16 protein-coding genes are annotated in these 16,565 nt (G+C 63.0%); 6 read left to right on the top strand and 10 right to left on the bottom strand.

Annotated elements, in window-relative coordinates:
- Positions 1-45: 45 nt before the first annotated feature.
- The 3 genes from LMU33_RS28875 to LMU33_RS28865 form a co-directional block, all read right to left on the bottom strand.
- Positions 46-705, bottom strand: a complete 660-nt coding sequence (locus tag LMU33_RS28875) for a GGDEF domain-containing protein (RefSeq protein ID WP_228623554.1) — start codon at positions 703-705, stop codon at positions 46-48.
- Positions 702-989, bottom strand: a complete 288-nt coding sequence (locus tag LMU33_RS28870; protein WP_228623553.1) for a hypothetical protein — start codon at positions 987-989, stop codon at positions 702-704. Before LMU33_RS28870 ends, LMU33_RS28875 begins: the two co-directional genes overlap by 4 nt.
- A 158-nt stretch (positions 990-1,147) precedes the next feature.
- Complete coding sequence (locus LMU33_RS28865; RefSeq protein WP_228623552.1) at positions 1,148-1,321, bottom strand: hypothetical protein; 174 nt, start codon at positions 1,319-1,321, stop codon at positions 1,148-1,150.
- A gap of 515 nt (positions 1,322-1,836) precedes the next feature.
- Here LMU33_RS28865 and LMU33_RS28860 point away from each other — a divergent pair.
- Positions 1,837-2,604, top strand: coding sequence for a helix-turn-helix domain-containing protein (locus LMU33_RS28860; protein ID WP_228623551.1), 768 nt, complete (start codon positions 1,837-1,839; stop codon positions 2,602-2,604).
- On the top strand, positions 2,604-3,077 hold the full coding sequence (locus tag LMU33_RS28855) for an NUDIX domain-containing protein (RefSeq protein ID WP_228623550.1): 474 nt from the start codon (positions 2,604-2,606) through the stop codon (positions 3,075-3,077). The genes LMU33_RS28860 and LMU33_RS28855 overlap by 1 nt, the downstream gene beginning before the upstream one ends.
- Here the strand turns inward: LMU33_RS28855 and LMU33_RS28850 are convergent.
- The 4 genes from LMU33_RS28850 to LMU33_RS28835 form a co-directional block, all read right to left on the bottom strand.
- Positions 3,065-3,634 carry an HD domain-containing protein gene (locus LMU33_RS28850; RefSeq protein WP_228623549.1) on the bottom strand — a complete coding sequence of 190 codons (570 nt, stop codon included), beginning with the start codon at positions 3,632-3,634 and terminating at the stop codon, positions 3,065-3,067. The two genes, LMU33_RS28855 and LMU33_RS28850, sit on opposite strands and share 13 nt — an antisense overlap.
- Positions 3,635-3,645: 11 nt before the next feature.
- Positions 3,646-4,092 carry a winged helix-turn-helix domain-containing protein gene (locus LMU33_RS28845; RefSeq protein WP_228623548.1) on the bottom strand — a complete coding sequence of 149 codons (447 nt, stop codon included), beginning with the start codon at positions 4,090-4,092 and terminating at the stop codon, positions 3,646-3,648.
- Positions 4,093-4,213: 121 nt separating this feature from the next.
- On the bottom strand, positions 4,214-5,299 hold the full coding sequence (locus LMU33_RS28840) for a hypothetical protein (protein ID WP_228623547.1): 1,086 nt from the start codon (positions 5,297-5,299) through the stop codon (positions 4,214-4,216).
- Between the two features lie 56 nt (positions 5,300-5,355).
- Positions 5,356-5,865: a DUF4365 domain-containing protein gene (locus LMU33_RS28835; protein ID WP_228623546.1), complete on the bottom strand. Its 510-nt coding sequence runs from the start codon at positions 5,863-5,865 to the stop codon at positions 5,356-5,358.
- 255 nt (positions 5,866-6,120) lie between these two features.
- On the opposite strand from LMU33_RS28835, the gene LMU33_RS28830 reads away from it, so the two are divergent.
- From LMU33_RS28830 to LMU33_RS28820, 3 genes are all read left to right on the top strand, one after another.
- Positions 6,121-6,768 (top strand): hypothetical protein, encoded by a 648-nt coding sequence (locus tag LMU33_RS28830; protein WP_228623545.1) that lies wholly within the window; start codon positions 6,121-6,123, stop codon positions 6,766-6,768.
- A gap of 452 nt (positions 6,769-7,220) precedes the next feature.
- A complete protein-coding gene (locus LMU33_RS28825; RefSeq protein ID WP_228623544.1) occupies positions 7,221-8,513 on the top strand; it encodes a serine/threonine-protein kinase in 1,293 nt (430 codons plus the stop codon).
- A 427-nt stretch (positions 8,514-8,940) separates the two neighbouring features.
- Entirely contained in the window at positions 8,941-11,979 is a 3,039-nt protein-coding gene (locus tag LMU33_RS28820; RefSeq protein WP_228623543.1) for a tetratricopeptide repeat protein, read from the top strand.
- A gap of 182 nt (positions 11,980-12,161) precedes the next feature.
- Here the strand turns inward: LMU33_RS28820 and LMU33_RS28815 are convergent, their stop codons facing one another.
- Complete coding sequence (locus tag LMU33_RS28815; RefSeq protein WP_228623542.1) at positions 12,162-12,572, bottom strand: HNH endonuclease; 411 nt, start codon at positions 12,570-12,572, stop codon at positions 12,162-12,164.
- A gap of 445 nt (positions 12,573-13,017) precedes the next feature.
- Positions 13,018-13,536 (bottom strand): HIRAN domain-containing protein, encoded by a 519-nt coding sequence (locus LMU33_RS42090; protein ID WP_372478071.1) that lies wholly within the window; start codon positions 13,534-13,536, stop codon positions 13,018-13,020.
- Positions 13,537-13,941: 405 nt separating this feature from the next.
- Between LMU33_RS42090 and LMU33_RS28810 the strand changes: the two genes are divergently transcribed.
- On the top strand, positions 13,942-14,754 hold the full coding sequence (locus tag LMU33_RS28810) for a hypothetical protein (protein WP_228623541.1): 813 nt from the start codon (positions 13,942-13,944) through the stop codon (positions 14,752-14,754).
- Between the two features lie 335 nt (positions 14,755-15,089).
- Here LMU33_RS28810 and LMU33_RS28805 read toward each other — a convergent pair whose 3' ends face one another.
- Positions 15,090-15,848: a DUF6928 family protein gene (locus LMU33_RS28805; protein WP_228623540.1), complete on the bottom strand. Its 759-nt coding sequence runs from the start codon at positions 15,846-15,848 to the stop codon at positions 15,090-15,092.
- Positions 15,849-16,565: the final 717 nt, after the last annotated feature.

Raw genomic sequence — 16,565 nt, 5'->3', positions numbered from 1 at the left:
GCATCGTCAGCGGGGGCACCCCGGAGGCGGGGGGCGGGGTGGTGGTCACGCCGCGGCCTCCGTCCCACCGTGCGTACCTGAGCGGCCGGCGCGGCGGCCGTGGACCGTCGGGCACTGCTTCTCCAGGCTCAGCGCGTTCGACCATGGCACCGCACAGCGCTTCGCCCGGTACATCTGCTCATCCGCGAGCCGCAGCAGCTCGGACAACTCCACCCGCTTGGTACGCGGATTGGCGCCGACGGCACCGATGGAGGCACTGACCTCCAGGACTTGACCGGCCGCCTCTACGGGCTGTTCCAGCGAATCGGAGAGCCGGTGGAGGGTCTCGCTCAGATGGCCGTGGCTGTAGACGGGAGCGATGGCGGCGAACTCATCCCCGCCCAGCCGTCCCACTACTGCAGAGTGGTCGACGGCCCACGCCGCGAGCCGCTCACCGGTGGCGCGGATGACCGCGTCCCCCGCGGCATGCCCGTGGGTGTCATTGATCTCCTTGAACCTGTTGAGGTCGACCAGGTAGACCGCGACCGGCCGGAACCGGCTGAGTATGCGGCGTTCAGCGCGCTCGGTGAACGGATCCCGCGTCCACAGACCGGTCAGAGGGTCACGGCGCGCGGCCTCGATACGGTGGCGCAGGCGCAACGCGTGCAGCGACCAACCGGCCGCCATCGGCAGTCCGGCCGCAGCGGCAAACAGCAGCTCACTCATGCCGCAGCCCCCTTGCGTGCCGCGCGTCGGCGGGCGGGGCGGACCAAGGGGACGACGTCGAACAGGTCCGGGTTTTCCTCGATGACCTGCGCCGCGATGCGGACCAGGTCATCGGGAAAGTTCGGGTTGTCGGCGAGGATGTCGCGCGCCGCGTCCTCGCGGGCCGCGCGATCTTCGTCGCTCTCGCCCTCGACTCCGAGCCACAGCTCAACCGGGGTACCGAGTGCGAGTTCCGCGAAGTCCTCGGCAGAGATGGCCTGTTGCTGGCCGATGTACGTACGCATGGCGGTTCTCCTGGCATCGAAGGGATGCCGGGGCGGTCGTGGTCTTTGGCGAGAGACGACCGCCCCGGATGAGCACCCCGGGCCGCGCGTGCGGCGGGGTAGTGCCCCGGGCCGGATTCGATCCGACGCCCTCACGGCTCGATGCCGGGGCGATGGTGCTACTGACCGTTGACCTCACGGATCTTGACGTTCTTGCCGTATCCGTCGCGGAGGCGGACGAGGGTGAAGTAGCTGCCACCGACGTCCGTGATCCGGTGCGGCTCACCCTCGTACTGGACGTCCGTTCCAACCTGGTGGACGTTGGGGTGCTTGGGGTTCGTGATCCGGCGCATGGCTTCTCCAAGGAAGTAGTGGAGGGGGTGTTCCGGCTCCCCTCAGCCCCGCTCGTACGAGACGAGCGGAGGAGGCAACCGGCCGCAGGCAACTGCGGCGGATGAGTGGTCTCGTTCGGGGACGCGGCTGCCGGATCAAGGAACAGCTCGCTAGGGCCCCGTTGTAGGCAGAGACCTGACCTTTCGGTCTGCCATCCGGACTGCCAAGGGATCGCCTGAAACAGGCGACTGTCCGGTGCCCTCCCCCCGTCCAACGCGGGGCTCCTGATCGTGCGCTCGTTCGGTTCGCTGACGCGACCGACGAGAGGAACATGTATTACGTGTTCCTCATCTTGCAGAGAAGGGTTCGCATCGTCAAGCCCTTCGGCTGTTTGAGTGCTGCGAGCCCCTCGCGCTCGATGTACCTACAGACTGGCGTCGGCGGCGGCGACGCTCGACTTCGCGGATGTACGGCTCAGGTCGTCCTTGGCTACCGTGAAGTCGAACCAAGTCGTCCTAGGAAGTCGGAGGTTGGTGTGGCGAACGAGCGACTGCGCGGCGCGATAGTGGACTTGGGCCTGACGCTCGATGAGGTCGCCCAACGGCTCGGAGTCGCGGCCAAGACGGTCGAACGATGGATCAACGAACCTGAGCGCAAGCCATATCGCCGGTTCCAGTTCGCAACAGCCTCGCTGTTGAAGTGCGAAGTGTCGTACCTGTGGCCGGACGAACGCACGTCAGCTGAGGTCGCGGCCGCCGGCAACGCGGAGTTGGTCAGGCTCTATCCACACCGGTCCGTCGTGATGCAGACCCTCTGGACGAACCTCTACTCCAAGGCGACTCGTCAGTTTGACCTGCTGGTGTACTCCGGGTTCTGGCTCACGGAAGACGCGTCGTTCCACCGTATCGTGAAAGAGAAGTCAGCCGACGGAGTGCCTATCCGCTTCATCCTGGGAGAGCCCACGTCGCCAGCCGTGGCGGTGCGCGGCGAGGACGAAGGCATCGGCGCAGCGATGGCAGGCAAGATCCGGAACGCCCTCATCAACTACGGCCCGCTCTTCGGCCTGCCCGGGGTGGAATTCCGGTTGCACGGGACGACCCTCTACAACTCGATCTACAGGGCCGATGACGAGATGCTGGCAAACGGGCACCTCTACGGTGTGGGCGCCTACATGGCCCCCGTGCTGCACCTGCGGCGCGTGCCCGGCGGTGAACTCTTCGACGCATACGCTGAGAGCGTTGAGAAGGTCTGGGAATCGGCCCGTCCGATCTCTTCACCCGCCAATTGGGAAGGCACTGCCTGATGAGCCGCATCGACTACTTCCGCGACCCGAACGCCCCTCAGGCCAACTCGGTGGTGCCCTCGGTTACCGCGGTCGTCCGAGACGACGCGGGGCGGTTGCTGCTCATCCACAAGACGGACAACGATCTGTGGGCACTACCCGGCGGTGGCCACGACATCGGCGAGCACATCGGTGACACCGTCGTCCGCGAGGTCGCGGAAGAGACCGGCATTGACGTTGAGGTAGACAGCATCGTGGGCCTCTACACCGACCCTGAACACGTGCTGGCGTATGACGACGGGGAAGTCCGGCAACAGTTCTCCATCTGCTTCCGAGCCCACCCCATCGGCGGTTCCCTGCGTACGAGCAGCGAGTCAAAGGAGGTCCGCTGGGTTGACCCAGCGGACCTCGACGGACTGGATATCCACCCGTCGATGATGCTGCGCATCCGGCATGGTCTCGACGAATCGCGACGCGAGCCCTACATCGGCTGACCCTCGGCAGAAACCTGCGCCAACCGGCCCTCAACACGCTTCGCCGCTGCGTGGATCTCGGGGGCCGCGCGCTGAATGAACCGCCCGACGATCGTGTCCGGACCGTACCGCTGCACGATCTCGTCCAGCCGCTCGGCCGGCGTTGTCTGCGTCCCGTCGGGCGTCGTGGTCATGTCGCAGAACAGCAGGGCGTCGACCAGGTCCGGACGCTCTAGCTCGAACTCCCCCTCCAGCTCCTGCCTCAGCCCACGTTCCTCGGCTTCCAACAGGGCGCACGAGTGGTGAGCCACGAGACGAACGACCCGCTCGTCTGCCTTTTCCTGCTCTCGGAGGAAGCGTGCGCCGTCCAGCGGGTGAAAGCCGGTCGTGGCGATGGCCGGCGAGTACCCGATGTCATGCAGTACCGCGGCAGCTTCCAGCAACTCGGCATCGTCGCCCAGGACCGAGCCCAAAGAGCGGGCTCGTTTGGCGACCCCCAGCGAGTGCGCCCACCGGCGCGGGAGCGGATCGGACAGCAGCGATTCGGAGAGCGAGTACGCCCACTCAGTCAGTCCCATGGCGGCCAAGACTACGGCTGGACGGTTGACGTCGGGAGAGCGCGCACGGTTCGTCCCTTGCCGTGAACAGTGGCGAGCAGGCCGTTCCCCTCCATCTGAGCCAGGACACGACGTACGGCAGTACGGGATGCGCCGAAGCGCTCGCACAGCTTTGCCTCGGACGGGTACGCGGCGCCCGCCGTGAGCGAATCCTCGGCGATAAGGTCTGTCATCTTCTCTGCGAGGGAGCGCCGGTCGCCTCCCCGGACAACCCGCCATCCGATGCCGGGAGCCGAGGAAACAACCCCGTCGGCTTCAAGCACTTTGAGAGCACGGCGGACGGTGTTGCGGGAGACCCCGTGGGAGCTCATCAGAGCGGCCTCTGACGGCAAGGCATCGCCAATGTCCCCCGACTCGATCTGCTGGCGCAGCGACTCAGAGACCTGCAAGTACGTACCCCGCGGGCTTGCCTGCGGCACGTGGGCTCCCCTTCCTCAGCCTTCCGACGTCTCCCATGATGGGCGAATGACTCCAGCATCCCACGGCGGCTCGACGGTCGTTGAGGCTCGTACCACGCGTTTAGTGCGTCCCCATACGACGCTACTCAACAGGCAAGAGGATCTCATCGATGGGTCGACAACTAATTGGGGTCTCAACGGCAAGGCGTCGCCCCGACCCCAGTGTGACCTCACCCTCAATGATGACGACCCTTTGAGCCCGATGCCAAGCAACCGCCTCCAAGTACTGGTCAAATGGAAGACGAATCCTAATCTCAGATCGTCGCCCGCGCCGAATAGTCGAAACAACAATATACCCAAAAGGATCACCGGAGACGTGGCGAAGCTCCACGATGTCTCCAGAGAAGGTGGAGCGCGTATCAATGCGACCACGCTTCAACCTCTCGGCGGCTTGAGTAATCTTTTCCTGAGCATCACTCTCAATTGCCACCGATTGCGGCATAGTGGCTGCTACAGGGACCGCTTCAGCCCACTCGAATCGTGTTTCAAATTCACCAACCGCTGGCTCGGCCAGAATATTAGCCAAAGCGGTGCAGAACTCCCGACTAACTCCCCGCTGAACAACGTCATGCAAGTCCCGCATTGTCGGCGAGCGCTCAGGCTGAACGATGATCTCACGGACGGCAAGTATGGCTTGCGCCAGAGTCCGCGTCACACGCCGCTCAAACGGTTCAGGTGCAGACGTGAAGAGCTCAAGGTTCTCTGAACGAGGTTCCGGAACAGCCCTCTCCGTCGGCTCGGTTAGCGGGATCAGGACCGGAATAACAAAGGACCCTTCCAACGTGTGATCCATTCGCGCACTCTTTAAAACTTGATCACCGCGCCGAGTGTAATTGCCGCCAATTTCGCTCTGCTCTCGCCAAGCCGTAGTACCCGAAGCTCGTAGCAGCTTCCGAGTCGACCCGATTACTGTGGCTGCAGCCTCAAACGGAATGGTGTCCGTAATTCTATAATCTTTCGCGGCACGCAAGAAAGCGACATCCATGAGGTGATGCCGGATGCGCAACGCCAACTTCTCTTCCGACTCCTGCTCGATATAGGCGAGTCGCTTGAGAACCCCGTGAGCTATCTCCCGGTCATTCACTGCAACGTTAGGAATCCCGACTTTCGACTGATCGCGCAGCCACAGTGTGCCTGCACTTCCGGGCGTCTGGGCGACCCAGCCCATATGCCGCATGTAAGCCCGAATTTGCCGAAGAGAAGGCACACGCACTTGTGACGGATTCAGAAGCATTCCTCCACCTCCCGCGCCCAAACCTGGAGCGAATCCACCGTTAGTCGCTGTGATTTTGGAATATGAATCTTTTGATCAGAACCGAGCCGATTGACCCTCACCCAAAAAGCGGCCGCCTTCTGGTGGGTTCCAGATAATTGGTGGTCAATCCAGTCCACCCTGTCGTCAAAGTCGAGGATGACGAGAATGAAGTAAACCGGCAGGGCGCATGCGGACCACCTTTCACGCCAATGGAACTCAGAGTGCCATGTAGCAGTGGTGCCAGCTATCGAGAACCTCGAAGAGCACTTGATCTGGATACGCGCCGGAGCAATGGCGAAGTCGACACTACCATCCACGGCAAGCACGTCTTCGTCCGGAGATGTCTCCGTAAAACCCACCCCAGCCTGACTGACTATCGACCGCACGTATGCCACACCGAAACGCCCTTTAGCGCCATTAGGGCTCAACGTGGCAATCGAAGGACTCTCAGAACCTTCGCGCTGGAGAGGCACAGTCATGCCGTACATGATGAGGCTCGGCTCGCGATCTGTCAGGGCATCAGATCGACCAACCTGACACTCCGCGATCTAAACATGCCTTTTTGCCCTTAAATGCTCCATTTCATCCGCCATTGTGAAGTCGTAGAACCGGCGGTCTTGCGCCGGCAGCGGCTCAACCGAGCCAACGTCGCGGATCTTTGCTCTCACGACGGGCAGCCGCTGAGGTTCCTCAAATCCACCGAGCGACCCTGGGAAGTTAGGCACACTCATCTCATGTCGCTCGCCGCCGTCGCGATCATCGTCTCCAGCGCCAGTGCCGCCTTCACGATGATCAACATGTTCGTCTCTGCCGCTACTTACCGACGTGGGGGTCCTCGCCTAAAGCTAAGTTTCGAGCTTCAGCCGTACCAGCCCCGTGAAGCCCTCTTGGCGGAAGACCGGAACAGGTGGCGCAGTTATCTGCACGTACATGTACGAAATCGCAGTTCAGCAAGCGTCGAAGTAGAGACGGTACAGATTTACCCGGTCATGGTCTTCATGGCTCTGTTGGGGTCGCTCCTCTGGAAGGAGGACATGTTTGCAAACTTCCTCAACTTCGCCTATCACAGCCGGGTTTCTTTCCTTGACGGCGAAGACAAGAAGAAGATCGCCCCCTTTAGCGGATCGAGATGGGTACTTGACGAGAGCTTCACTACCATGGCGCGGCCCAATAAGTGGGTAGCGAGAGCGCTCTTGTTCCGAGTTCGCGTGACTCTAACCAATGGGCAAGAAGTGCAAAGTCGCCCAATGTTCTACTTGAAGGCCCGCAAACACCAGGCTGCGATGTACAAAGAATTTGAGGCAACCCTCGATAATCGCAAGCGGGCAGAAACTCCCACCCTGGATGACGCCTTGAAGGAGCAGGAAAGCGAAGCGAAGTGATGAGGCCGCTGCGTGGGACACGGACCGGCGGCTTCTCGGCGGTGGGAGAGCTCAGCTGGTCTCAGAGCCTGCGGCATGGGCCGTGCGCACGGTACGCGATAGACCTCTACCTCAACAGGGCTGCCGTGGCGCGAATTGGCAGGTCAGAGGCGATGCGGAAGTGCACCTAGGCATGCCCTCCGGAGCCGTGTGCGCAGGTTCGAATCCTGCCGGGGGCACTCGCCTAGGAACAGCAGAAATCAAGCGCTGACCAGGGCGGATGCCGAGAGAAGAGGGCGGGAGTCAGTCTCACTGACTCCCGCCCTTTCTCACTCTCTCTCACTGGTTGTGCGTGAGGAGTGCGTGGGCCGCTTCCGCTCCCCCGTACATCCCGGCGGCCCCTATCGCAAGTGCTCCCCCTGGCGGTACCAGGCCGTCCTACACTCCCGAAAGTCGTCAAAGCGGGAGGGGCCGTGGCGGATCGAGTCAGGTTCAGGAAGATCGAACGGATGCCGGGCGGCGGGTACGGGGCCGTCTGGCGAGCCGCCAACCTCGAAACCGGCGACGAGGTTGTGATGAAGTTTCCGCTCGACACCCTCGACATGTCACCCGGGTCCGAGGATCGCAGACGCTTCGAGCGAGAAGCCCGCTACCAATCCATGCTGAAGCACCCCGGCATTATGCCCATCATTGCGATGAACTTGAGGCGGGAAAAACCGTTCTTCGCCATGCCTCTAGCTGAAGGATCACTTCAGGATCAGCTGGAGTACGGGCCCATTCACGAAGAGGAATCCATAGGCATCATCACAGACGTCTTGTACGCCCTTGAGTACGCTCACCAGCAGGGCGTCCTACATCGCGACCTGAAGCCAGCTAATCTGCTCTTTCTGGATGGGCGATGGGTTATCTCCGACTTCGGGCTGTGCCGACTCGTCACCTCAGAAAGCACAACCATCACCCGGGCAAACAGTGCGGTCGGTTCAATCGCCTACATGGCTCCGGAACAGTTCGACAACGCCCACGACGTGGCAGAGACGGCCGGCATCTATTCAATTGGCCAGATCCTGTATCACTGCCTAACAGGCGAAGTGCCTTTTCCTCGCGCACGAATGAGCCGGCTCGACGTCAAGTTTCGCTACGTGATCAGTAGATGCATCGCTGAGGAGCCAGACGAGCGATATCAATCGGTAGCCGAGCTCCGGCGTGAGCTGGAACTAATCACAGCACCGCAAGCTGAGCTTGCTTCTCCTACTGCACAAGCGAATGAGCTGAAGGCGAAGGCACTCGACGGCGACACGAAGGCCGTTGACGCTCTCCTCGGGCTACTGCTCGATTCAGCAGATGATGAGATCTTCATCAAGGAATTCACGCCATCGCTGCCACAAGAACTCCTCGCACAGATGGCAGCCGATTATCCTCTTGAGTTCGAACGCATGGTGCGCACTTACGACGAATATTGTGAGGGCGGGCACCCATTTGCTTACACCGATGACATCGCCGACTTCTTCGCTCGCGTCTTGGTGGCAGCCGAACATAACAAGACGGTTCGATATCTGAGCCTGGAACGCATCATGATCGTAGGCACCACCCACAACCGATTTTACGTGGGTGAGGTATTTTCTCGCGAGGTTTCACGCCTCACCGCACCTGAAGAGATCTCTTACGTAGTGGAGATGCTTCGCAACAATCCAGCGTGCGCCATTTTTATGGCGTCATATCTGCGGCGCTATTCACTGCACCGCTCAATCCTTAGGGCTTTGGACTAGGAACAGGGCTCTGGCCAGGCCAGAGCCCCGCGGCGCTAAGGGTCAGGTTGTTGCCGCACCCCATCCCATAGTTTTTTCGATTTTCCTGTTGTTCTCCTCCTCGCTGTTGTCGACCAGGCCCGCGTAGTGGCGGTCGATGACCTCCGGGGAGGTGCCGGCGCGCCGCGCCACCTCCGCCACCGGGAGGCCGGAGCGGAGCCAGTCCGTGATGCAGGTGGCACGCCCGTCGTACGGCTTCCGAGCGAGTGGCGACGCGACCTTGTGCGGTGGGAACGCGATGGGGCGAGGACGCACAGCGGATGAACATCTAGCTCGATCGCTCGCACCTGTCCGGTCGGCTGACCGTGAAGCGCGCGCTGAGCAAGTCTCTCGTAGAATTGAACAATTGCTTCCTATTCTCGGAGAGCATCACCCGAGTGTCCTATTTTTGCGTGCCGAATCCGCTCAACTACTGATGTCGGAAGAAAAGCTGCGTTCGGTACTCTCCGACCAGCAGCGATTCCTAGGCATCGATAGTCCAGATGTGATTGGGACCAAGGCCGCGTTGGCGAACGTTCTTCGCGATCAAGGTTCCACCTCTGAGGCTGTGGAGCTGTATCAGCAGGCGTCGCAACAGGCCCGCGAAAGCTTTGGATTTGCCGACCCCAAGACTCTCAGCTTGCAGGACAACGTCGCTTCTACTTACGTGCAAGCCGGGAGAATGCGTGAAGCCGTCGAACTCCTAGAGCATGTAGTCGCGGATCGGGAACTCGCCCTAGGCCCTCAGGATGCCGCCACGCTCACTAGCCTTAATAACCTTGCCTACACCTATGCGCAAGTAGATCGACCGCTAGAAGCAATTAATGTGTGGGAACGTACTATTTTCGACCAGGCTCGTACTCTAGGAGACGACCACCCATCCACGCTGGCCAGCCGGAATAACCTGGCAAACACATACCGCGAGGCGGGCCGGCTGCAGGAGGCGATCGATCTGTTGGAAAGGGTGGTCGCCGACCGGGAGCGCATCCTGGGACCCGACCACCCCGCCACCCTCACCAGCCGCAACAACCTGGCCTATGCATACCGCGAGGCGGGCCGATTCCAAGTGGCGATCGCCCTCCTGGAACGGGTGGCCGCCGACCGAGAGCGCATCCAGGGCCCCGACCACCCCGCCACCCTCACCAGCCGCAACAACCTGGCAAACACATTCCGCGAGGCGGGCCGGCTGCAGGAGGCGATCGATCTGTTGGAAAGGGTGGTCGCCGACCGGGAGCGCATCCTGGGACCCGACCACCCCGCCACCCTCACCAGCCGCAACCACCTGGCAAACGCGTATGGCGAGGCGGGCCGGCTTCAGGAGGCGATCGCCCTCCTGGAACGGGTGGTCGCCGACCGAGAGCGCATCCTGGGAGCCGACCACCCCGCCACCCTCACCAGCCGCAACCACCTGGCAAACGCATACCGCGAGGCGGGCCGGCTTCAAGAGGCAATCGCCCTCCTGGAACGGGTGGTCGCCGACCGAAAGCGCATCTTCGGTACGACGCACAAGGCGACCCTCACGAGCCGCAACGACCTGGCAGTCGCGTACCGCGAGGCGGGCCGGCTGCAGGAGGCGATCGCCCTCCTGGAACGGGTGGTCGCCGACCGAGAGCGCAACCTGGGATCCATCCCCCCAGCCACCCTCATCAGTCGCAACAACCTGGCAATGGCGTACCGCGAGGCGGGCCGGCTGCAGGAGGCGATCGCCCTCCTGGAACGGGTGGTCGCCGATCACGAGCGCATCCTGGGACCCGACCACCCCGCCACCCTCACCAGCCGCAACAACCTGGCAAACACATACCGCGAAGTGGGCCGGCTTCAAGAGGCAATCGCCCTCCTGGAACGGGTGGTCGCCGACCGAAAGCGCATCTTCGGTACGACGCACAAGGCGACCCTCACGAGCCGCAACGACCTGGCAAACGCGTATGACGAGGCGGGCCGGCTTCAGGAGGCGATCGCCCTCCTGGAACGGGTGGTCGCCGATCACGAGCGCATCCTGGGACCCGACCACCCCGCCACCCTCACCAGCCGCAACAGCCTGGCAAACGCATACCGCGAGGCGGGCCGAGTTCAAGAGGCAATCGATCAGCTGGAACACGTGGTCGCCGACCGAGAGCGCATCCAGGGCCCCCACCACCCCGCCACCCTCACCAGCCGCAACGACCTGGCAAACGCATACCGCGAGGCGGGCCGAGTTCAAGAGGCAATCGATCAGCTGGAACACGTGGTCGCCGACCGAGAGCGCATCCAGGGCCCCCACCACCCCGCCACCCTCACCAGCCGCAACCACCTGGCAAACGCGTATGGCGAGGCGGGCCGGCTTCAAGATGCGATCGCCCTCCTGGAACGGGTGGCCGCCGACCGAGAGCGCATCCAGGGCCCCGACCACCCCGCCACCCTCACCAGCCGCAACAGCCTGGCAAACGCGTATGGCGAGGCGGGCCGGCTTCAAGAGGCGATCGCCCTCCTGGAACGGGTGGCCGCCGACCGAGAGCGCATCCAGGGCCCCGACCACCCCGCCACCCTCACCAGCCGCAACAGCCTGGCAAACGCATACCGCGAGGCGGGCCGAGTTCAGGAAGCGATCGATCTGTTGGAACGGGTGGTCGCCGACCGAGAACGCATCCTGGGACCCAATCACCCCACTACCTTCACCGGCCGAGTAGGCCTTGCAACCGCTCACGCGGAAGCGGGTCGTCCCCAGGCGGCGATCGTCCTCCTGGAACGGGTGGCCACCAACCAAGAGCGCCTCCTCGGCAGGGAACACAAGAACACTCTTAACGGCCTCAACGGTCTGGCCTACGCGTATCGCGAGGCGGGCCGATACCAAGAGGCGATCGCCCTCCTGGAACGGGTGGTCGCCGACCGAGAGCGCACCCTCGGCACGGAGCACAAAGCCACCCTCACCAGCCGCAACAATCTGGCTTATGTCTACCGCGAGGCGGGCCGAGCGCAGGAGGCGATCAACCTATTGGAACGGGTGGTCGCCGACCGAGAGCGCAGCCTGGGCACGGAGCACAAGGCCACCCTCATCAGCCGCCACAACTTGGCCCACGCGTACCGCGAGGCGGGCCGAGTTCAGGAAGCGATCGATCTGTTGGAACGGGTGGTCGCCGACCGGGAACGCATCCTGGGTGCCGACCACCCCGCCACCCTCACCAGCCGCAACAACCTGGCAGAGACGTACCGCGAGGCGGGCCGAGTTCAGGAAGCGATCGATCTGTTGGAACGGGTGGTCGCCGACCGAGAACGCATCCTGGGTGCCGACCACCCCGCCACCCTCACCAGCCGCAACAGCCTCGCAGGTGCCCGCCAAGCCGCAGGTGACCTTTCACGAGCTATCGAACTCTATGAAGAGAACCTCGCTGAAGCGCAACGCATCTTGGAGCCCGAGCATCCGAAGATCGCTGAGTATCGAACTACGCTGATGCAAGCGCGAGATCAATGAGGGGCACTGCCATCTGCCCAGTGACTTGCCGCTTCGCCGGGCGAGCGGGCGGCCACGTGATCAGGCGCTCTCCTAATGCACGCCACAGGTTCGGGATCGGGCCCGAACCCACGTGCCGATGTTAGCTCGGTACGCCACCCACATCAGCTGGCCGAGACTCCGCAGTCACTTCTTTACGCCAGTCACCAGCGCTGCCTTAACTGTTCACGGAGGACGGCATACATCGAGGGGCCGTTGAACGTCTGGCCAGAAGGCCAGCCGAGGCCGTAGTACCGGTCGATGAACCAGGAGATGCGATCAGCGTCGTTGACCTCGGCTGTCACCGTATCGAGGTGATCAAGCCACCCAAGGACAGCCGTATGCGCAGTAAGGGACAGGTCCCTCAGGCTCAAATCCTGGCTTCCGCCACCGGCGCGTAGCGACCCGTCGCCGGACCAGTTGCCCTTCATCATCACGCCGAGATACCAGTTCACCGGGTTACGGCCTTGCTTCCGGCTGTTGCAGTCGTAGCAGGCTGGCACCAGGTTCGAGATGTCGTCTGCCCCACCATCAGCGGACGGGAGGAGGTGGTCCATCGTCTGAGCGTCTCGCATGTCGCAGTACACGCTGAAGTGCTTTGTCCACCCGCTGCGTGCGGCCTCCTCGCAATAGAACGAGACGCCGCGCCGTACTGGGGCCGTCCGAGATGGGCGGATCTGGACGGTGCTCACAGAAGCTGAGGCCAACGGCAGTGACGGCAGTGCTGACGGCAACGACGGCGGACGGCAACGGCACTGAACAGCTCAACTCGGTACTGCCAGGGCGCCGACGAGCCACGCCCCCAAGGTCCGCCCGCATCTTCTAAGCAGTTGGTCAACGACCGCGCGGCCGCAACCGACCGAGGCCGTGCTAGATCGTGCGGGGAACCACGGGGAATGGCGGGGACCAAGCCGGCCGTCAGCCAGGCCGCTTCGCCACTTCGCCGCAGCTCAGTGCAGCAACTTCCGCCAGAAGACCTTAGCTTCCCAAGCTGAGGCGTTGAGCGGTGATAGGCGATCGCTACTGGAGGAACGCCGGCAGAGGGAGCGACGAGGGCCGCGGCGATAGAAGGTGGGCGATCACCCTCGGTTCGGCAGCCAGAACCGCCACCGCCTCGCGCTTCACTCCCGGCCCCGTCCCCCGCAGGCTCACTGCCGAGAGTTGCGCTCCCTCGGCGATCACTCGGGACCAAGCACGAGCTTTCTGCTTATTGATGTACCCGATCGGGCCGTTGCCCTGGCTTGGGTAGACCGCTACAGCATAGGCGTCGTGGGGGTTGTCAGGCTCAGGCACCAAGCGCAACGGCTGGCCCGGGCGCAGGTCAGCCTGTCTTGCCGCCGCTTGGTAGTACGTCAGACCACGTAGGTTCGTGACGTAGAGTCCGGCGCGCTGCAGCCGTCGATCGGTTGGACCGACGAGGAGGCCCGTAGCGTCCTCGCAGAGACGCAATCCACCTTGGTACTCAACGAGGTGGAGTCGGTGCAGGCCCCCGGGCGGTGGTACAAAGCGGTCTGCGGGCCCCTCTGATGGCACATACATGAGTCCCCCTTGTTCACGGAATCACCGTAGCCTTCCACGGAGCCGGGCGGGGGTGAGCCTTTCGCATGAAGACTGTTGGAACGCAGAACCGTTGCCCTCGCTGAGTGTCTAACTGCGTGACAACGCCGACGAACACCCGCGAACAAGCGCGGACGCCTGCGGACCATCCGCCGAGGTGCGAGGCACCCCGTCCCAAGGCAGAGGCCGAGCGCAAGTTGCTTCGGGACGAAGAGGTCGCGCAGCCACGTCCCAACGCGTCCTCTGCTCCATGCTCGGGCCGGGGGTGGCCCCAAAGCCCGCAGGGCATGCCTGGCTCCGGTCAGTGCGATGGTTGAAGCGGGTGGTCGTGGACCATGAAGGCGAAACTCATCTCCTCGTTCAAGGTAGCCGCGTATCGTCCCTATCATGAGTACTGACCTTTTGGTTGCTGTGGTCTCGGGTGCTGTGGCCTTAGCGAGCATCGCCATGAGCGCGCGGGCCAGTCGGCGGCAGACACTTTTCGCTGCAGAATTAGAACGTCAGACTGCGGCGCTCTCTCGGAAAGTAGCCCGCCAGGACGTCATGGGTCGCGTCCGCGATCCGCTCTTGTGGGCCGCCTTCGAACTCCAATCTCGGATATACAATATCGCCCGCAGCGAGTCCGGGTTTCTCACTTTTTACTACAAGGAGGGAACCCCGAGGGAGCGTAAATACGCCCTACGCAACACACTTTATGTGTTCGCGCAGTATTTTGGCTGGGTGGAAATACTCAGGCAGCGAATTCAATTCCTAGACTTGGGAGAGCAAGAGTACAACCGCAAGGTTATGGAACTTCTTCACGAAGTCTCCGGCCATTTCAGTTCGGACACCAACCGCGGTAACGGATTTCGCCTTTTTCGTGGAGAACAACGAGCGCTCGGCGAGTTGGTTATATGGGCCGACGGGGAAAAACAAGGCTGCATCGGCTACGTTGATTTTTGCCGCCGCCTTGATGCCGACCGGGATTTTGCCGACTGGTTCACCTCTCTGGAGGAGTCCATTCGACACCTAGGTGACGAGTACTACAGTGAGTCGAGGCTGATCAGGGTCCAGCACGCACTGGTCCAACTGATCAATTTTCTTGACCCTGACGGGGAAAGATTCCCTCAGCACGGCACGCGCGCGCTTCCCGAGCAGCGCGCCGAGGCACCTACTTGGCTCAATGGTCATCAGACGGATCTGTCAGATCTCGACCGCTGAGCGGCTCCGACGCATCCTTGGGAGGAAGAGCCCGGTCCGTGCCACAGGCGTGCCAGATGCAGGAGTCAGTCACGGTCACCAGCGGAAACGAGAGGGTACATCCATGCCCCCTAGCTCAGCCGCTGAAATCGCAGGTCACCGATGAGATTCCCCAGCCTCTCTCCTAATGCGGTGCTCACGCACGAGCGCCCTCCCGCGCCGTCCGCGGGCCGTGGAAGGGCGCTCAATGGTGACCAACGTCGACAACCGACGACAGCTCGACAGCAGGTCAGGACGGTGATCGTTTAGGCGGCCGCAGGTCCCGGCCGCGCGTGATCAGTTGTGGCTGAGCTGAGCTACAGGCCATCGCGCTCGATCAACGAGCCGTCAGGCCCCAGCGTGTAGACGCGCGGCGCCGGCATCGCTTCAACCGCCCTCCGTAGTGCCGCTTCCTGCTCGGCACGATCGGGCCCATGTGGGTCTTGCACATGGAATCCGTACAACTCGACGGCCTCCGCGTCGACATCATCGGGTTGCGGACGGCCTTCCTGGATGAAGCCGCAGAGCGCACGCAACGCGTCCTCGCCCAGGTCCAGGGGGTGAAAGGGCAGGGGGTAGGGCTCTTCCTCTTCGTCGGGCCAGGGGACGATGTCGGCCGGGCGGTCTCCGGCCCAGTAGGGCAGCTCGAAGGGGAGCGGTTCGCCGATGTTCTCGATGATGCCGCTGTCCGGGGACAGGCTCACGGAGCGGACGAGGCGCCCGTCCTCCCAGACGGCGAACGCCAGCCAGTCGACGACGCTGTGCATCGCGTGCAGGACGAGTCGTCGGCCGGCGCTTGCCGCCACGAGGTGTTCCGGGAGCTGGGAGGGTGCGTCGATCATCACCCTCTGGTCGCCGATGACGTCCACGCCCGGCCAGCTGGCCGCGTACGCCGTTCCCTTCGGGGGGTAGACGCCGTCCCAGAGATCTGAGCCCCCACGCTCCTCGATCTCGCAGCCCGGATAGAGCCGCCGCATCATGGCGGTCGTCCGGTCAAGGTCCGCCACACCCACCTGTCGGAGCAGCTCCGGCACGTCGCCGTCCGCGTACACCAGCAATCCCGTCTTGGCTCCCAAAGCCCCTCCCCAGAGCGTCGCCCTCGATGGCGAACGCACCATAGCCGCACGCACTGACAACGGAGGAGGCTTACTCAGCCCGGCTGCCGAGCTGGGCCGTCCCCGGGCCGTGCGAGGTTGCCCGACGCCGACCGACAACGACAGAAGCCCACGGCATCTGAGCATTTCAGAGCCGTGGGCTTCGTCAGTCCCGCTGGTCAGCGAGACCCTTGATCAGTAGACCGGCAAGTCAGGTAGAACGGCTGACGAAGCCCCCGTCGCCGGCCCCGTTACCAAACCTCTTCGTGGCCGTCGTCGTGCCAGTTCGGTCAACTCCGGAGCGGGAGGACGAGCCTCTGTACCAAGATGCTCCCGTGGACGCAGGGGTGTGGATAGGGGCTGCCGCGGGGCTCGCCGGTGCGCTGGTAGGTGCAGGGGGATCGATCGCCACGACGCTTGTCACCCAGCGGCATCAGAAGGCCGAGGCTCGCAGAGAAGAGCGGGCAAAGCTTGCGAGGGAAACAGTCGACGCGATTACCCAAGAGCTCATCGCCCTCAGAGAACTTGCCTGGGCGTACCCGGCAGAGGACACCTCGGAAAGAGCTATGCGGCACTTTCGTTTGACAGCCAACAAACATCACCAGCGCATCGAGGTCACCCTCGTGAGGGTTCCAGACCGTGCCCTCGGAGAACGCCTTGGAGACATCCTGATGGCCAGCCGGATGGCCTTTCAAGGCC

This window comes from Streptomyces barringtoniae (genome assembly GCF_020819595.1).
GTDB lineage: Bacteria > Actinomycetota > Actinomycetes > Streptomycetales > Streptomycetaceae > Streptomyces > Streptomyces barringtoniae.
The sequence above is the reverse complement of the archived record's forward strand: the minus strand, read 5'-3'. Positions and strand labels throughout refer to the sequence as shown.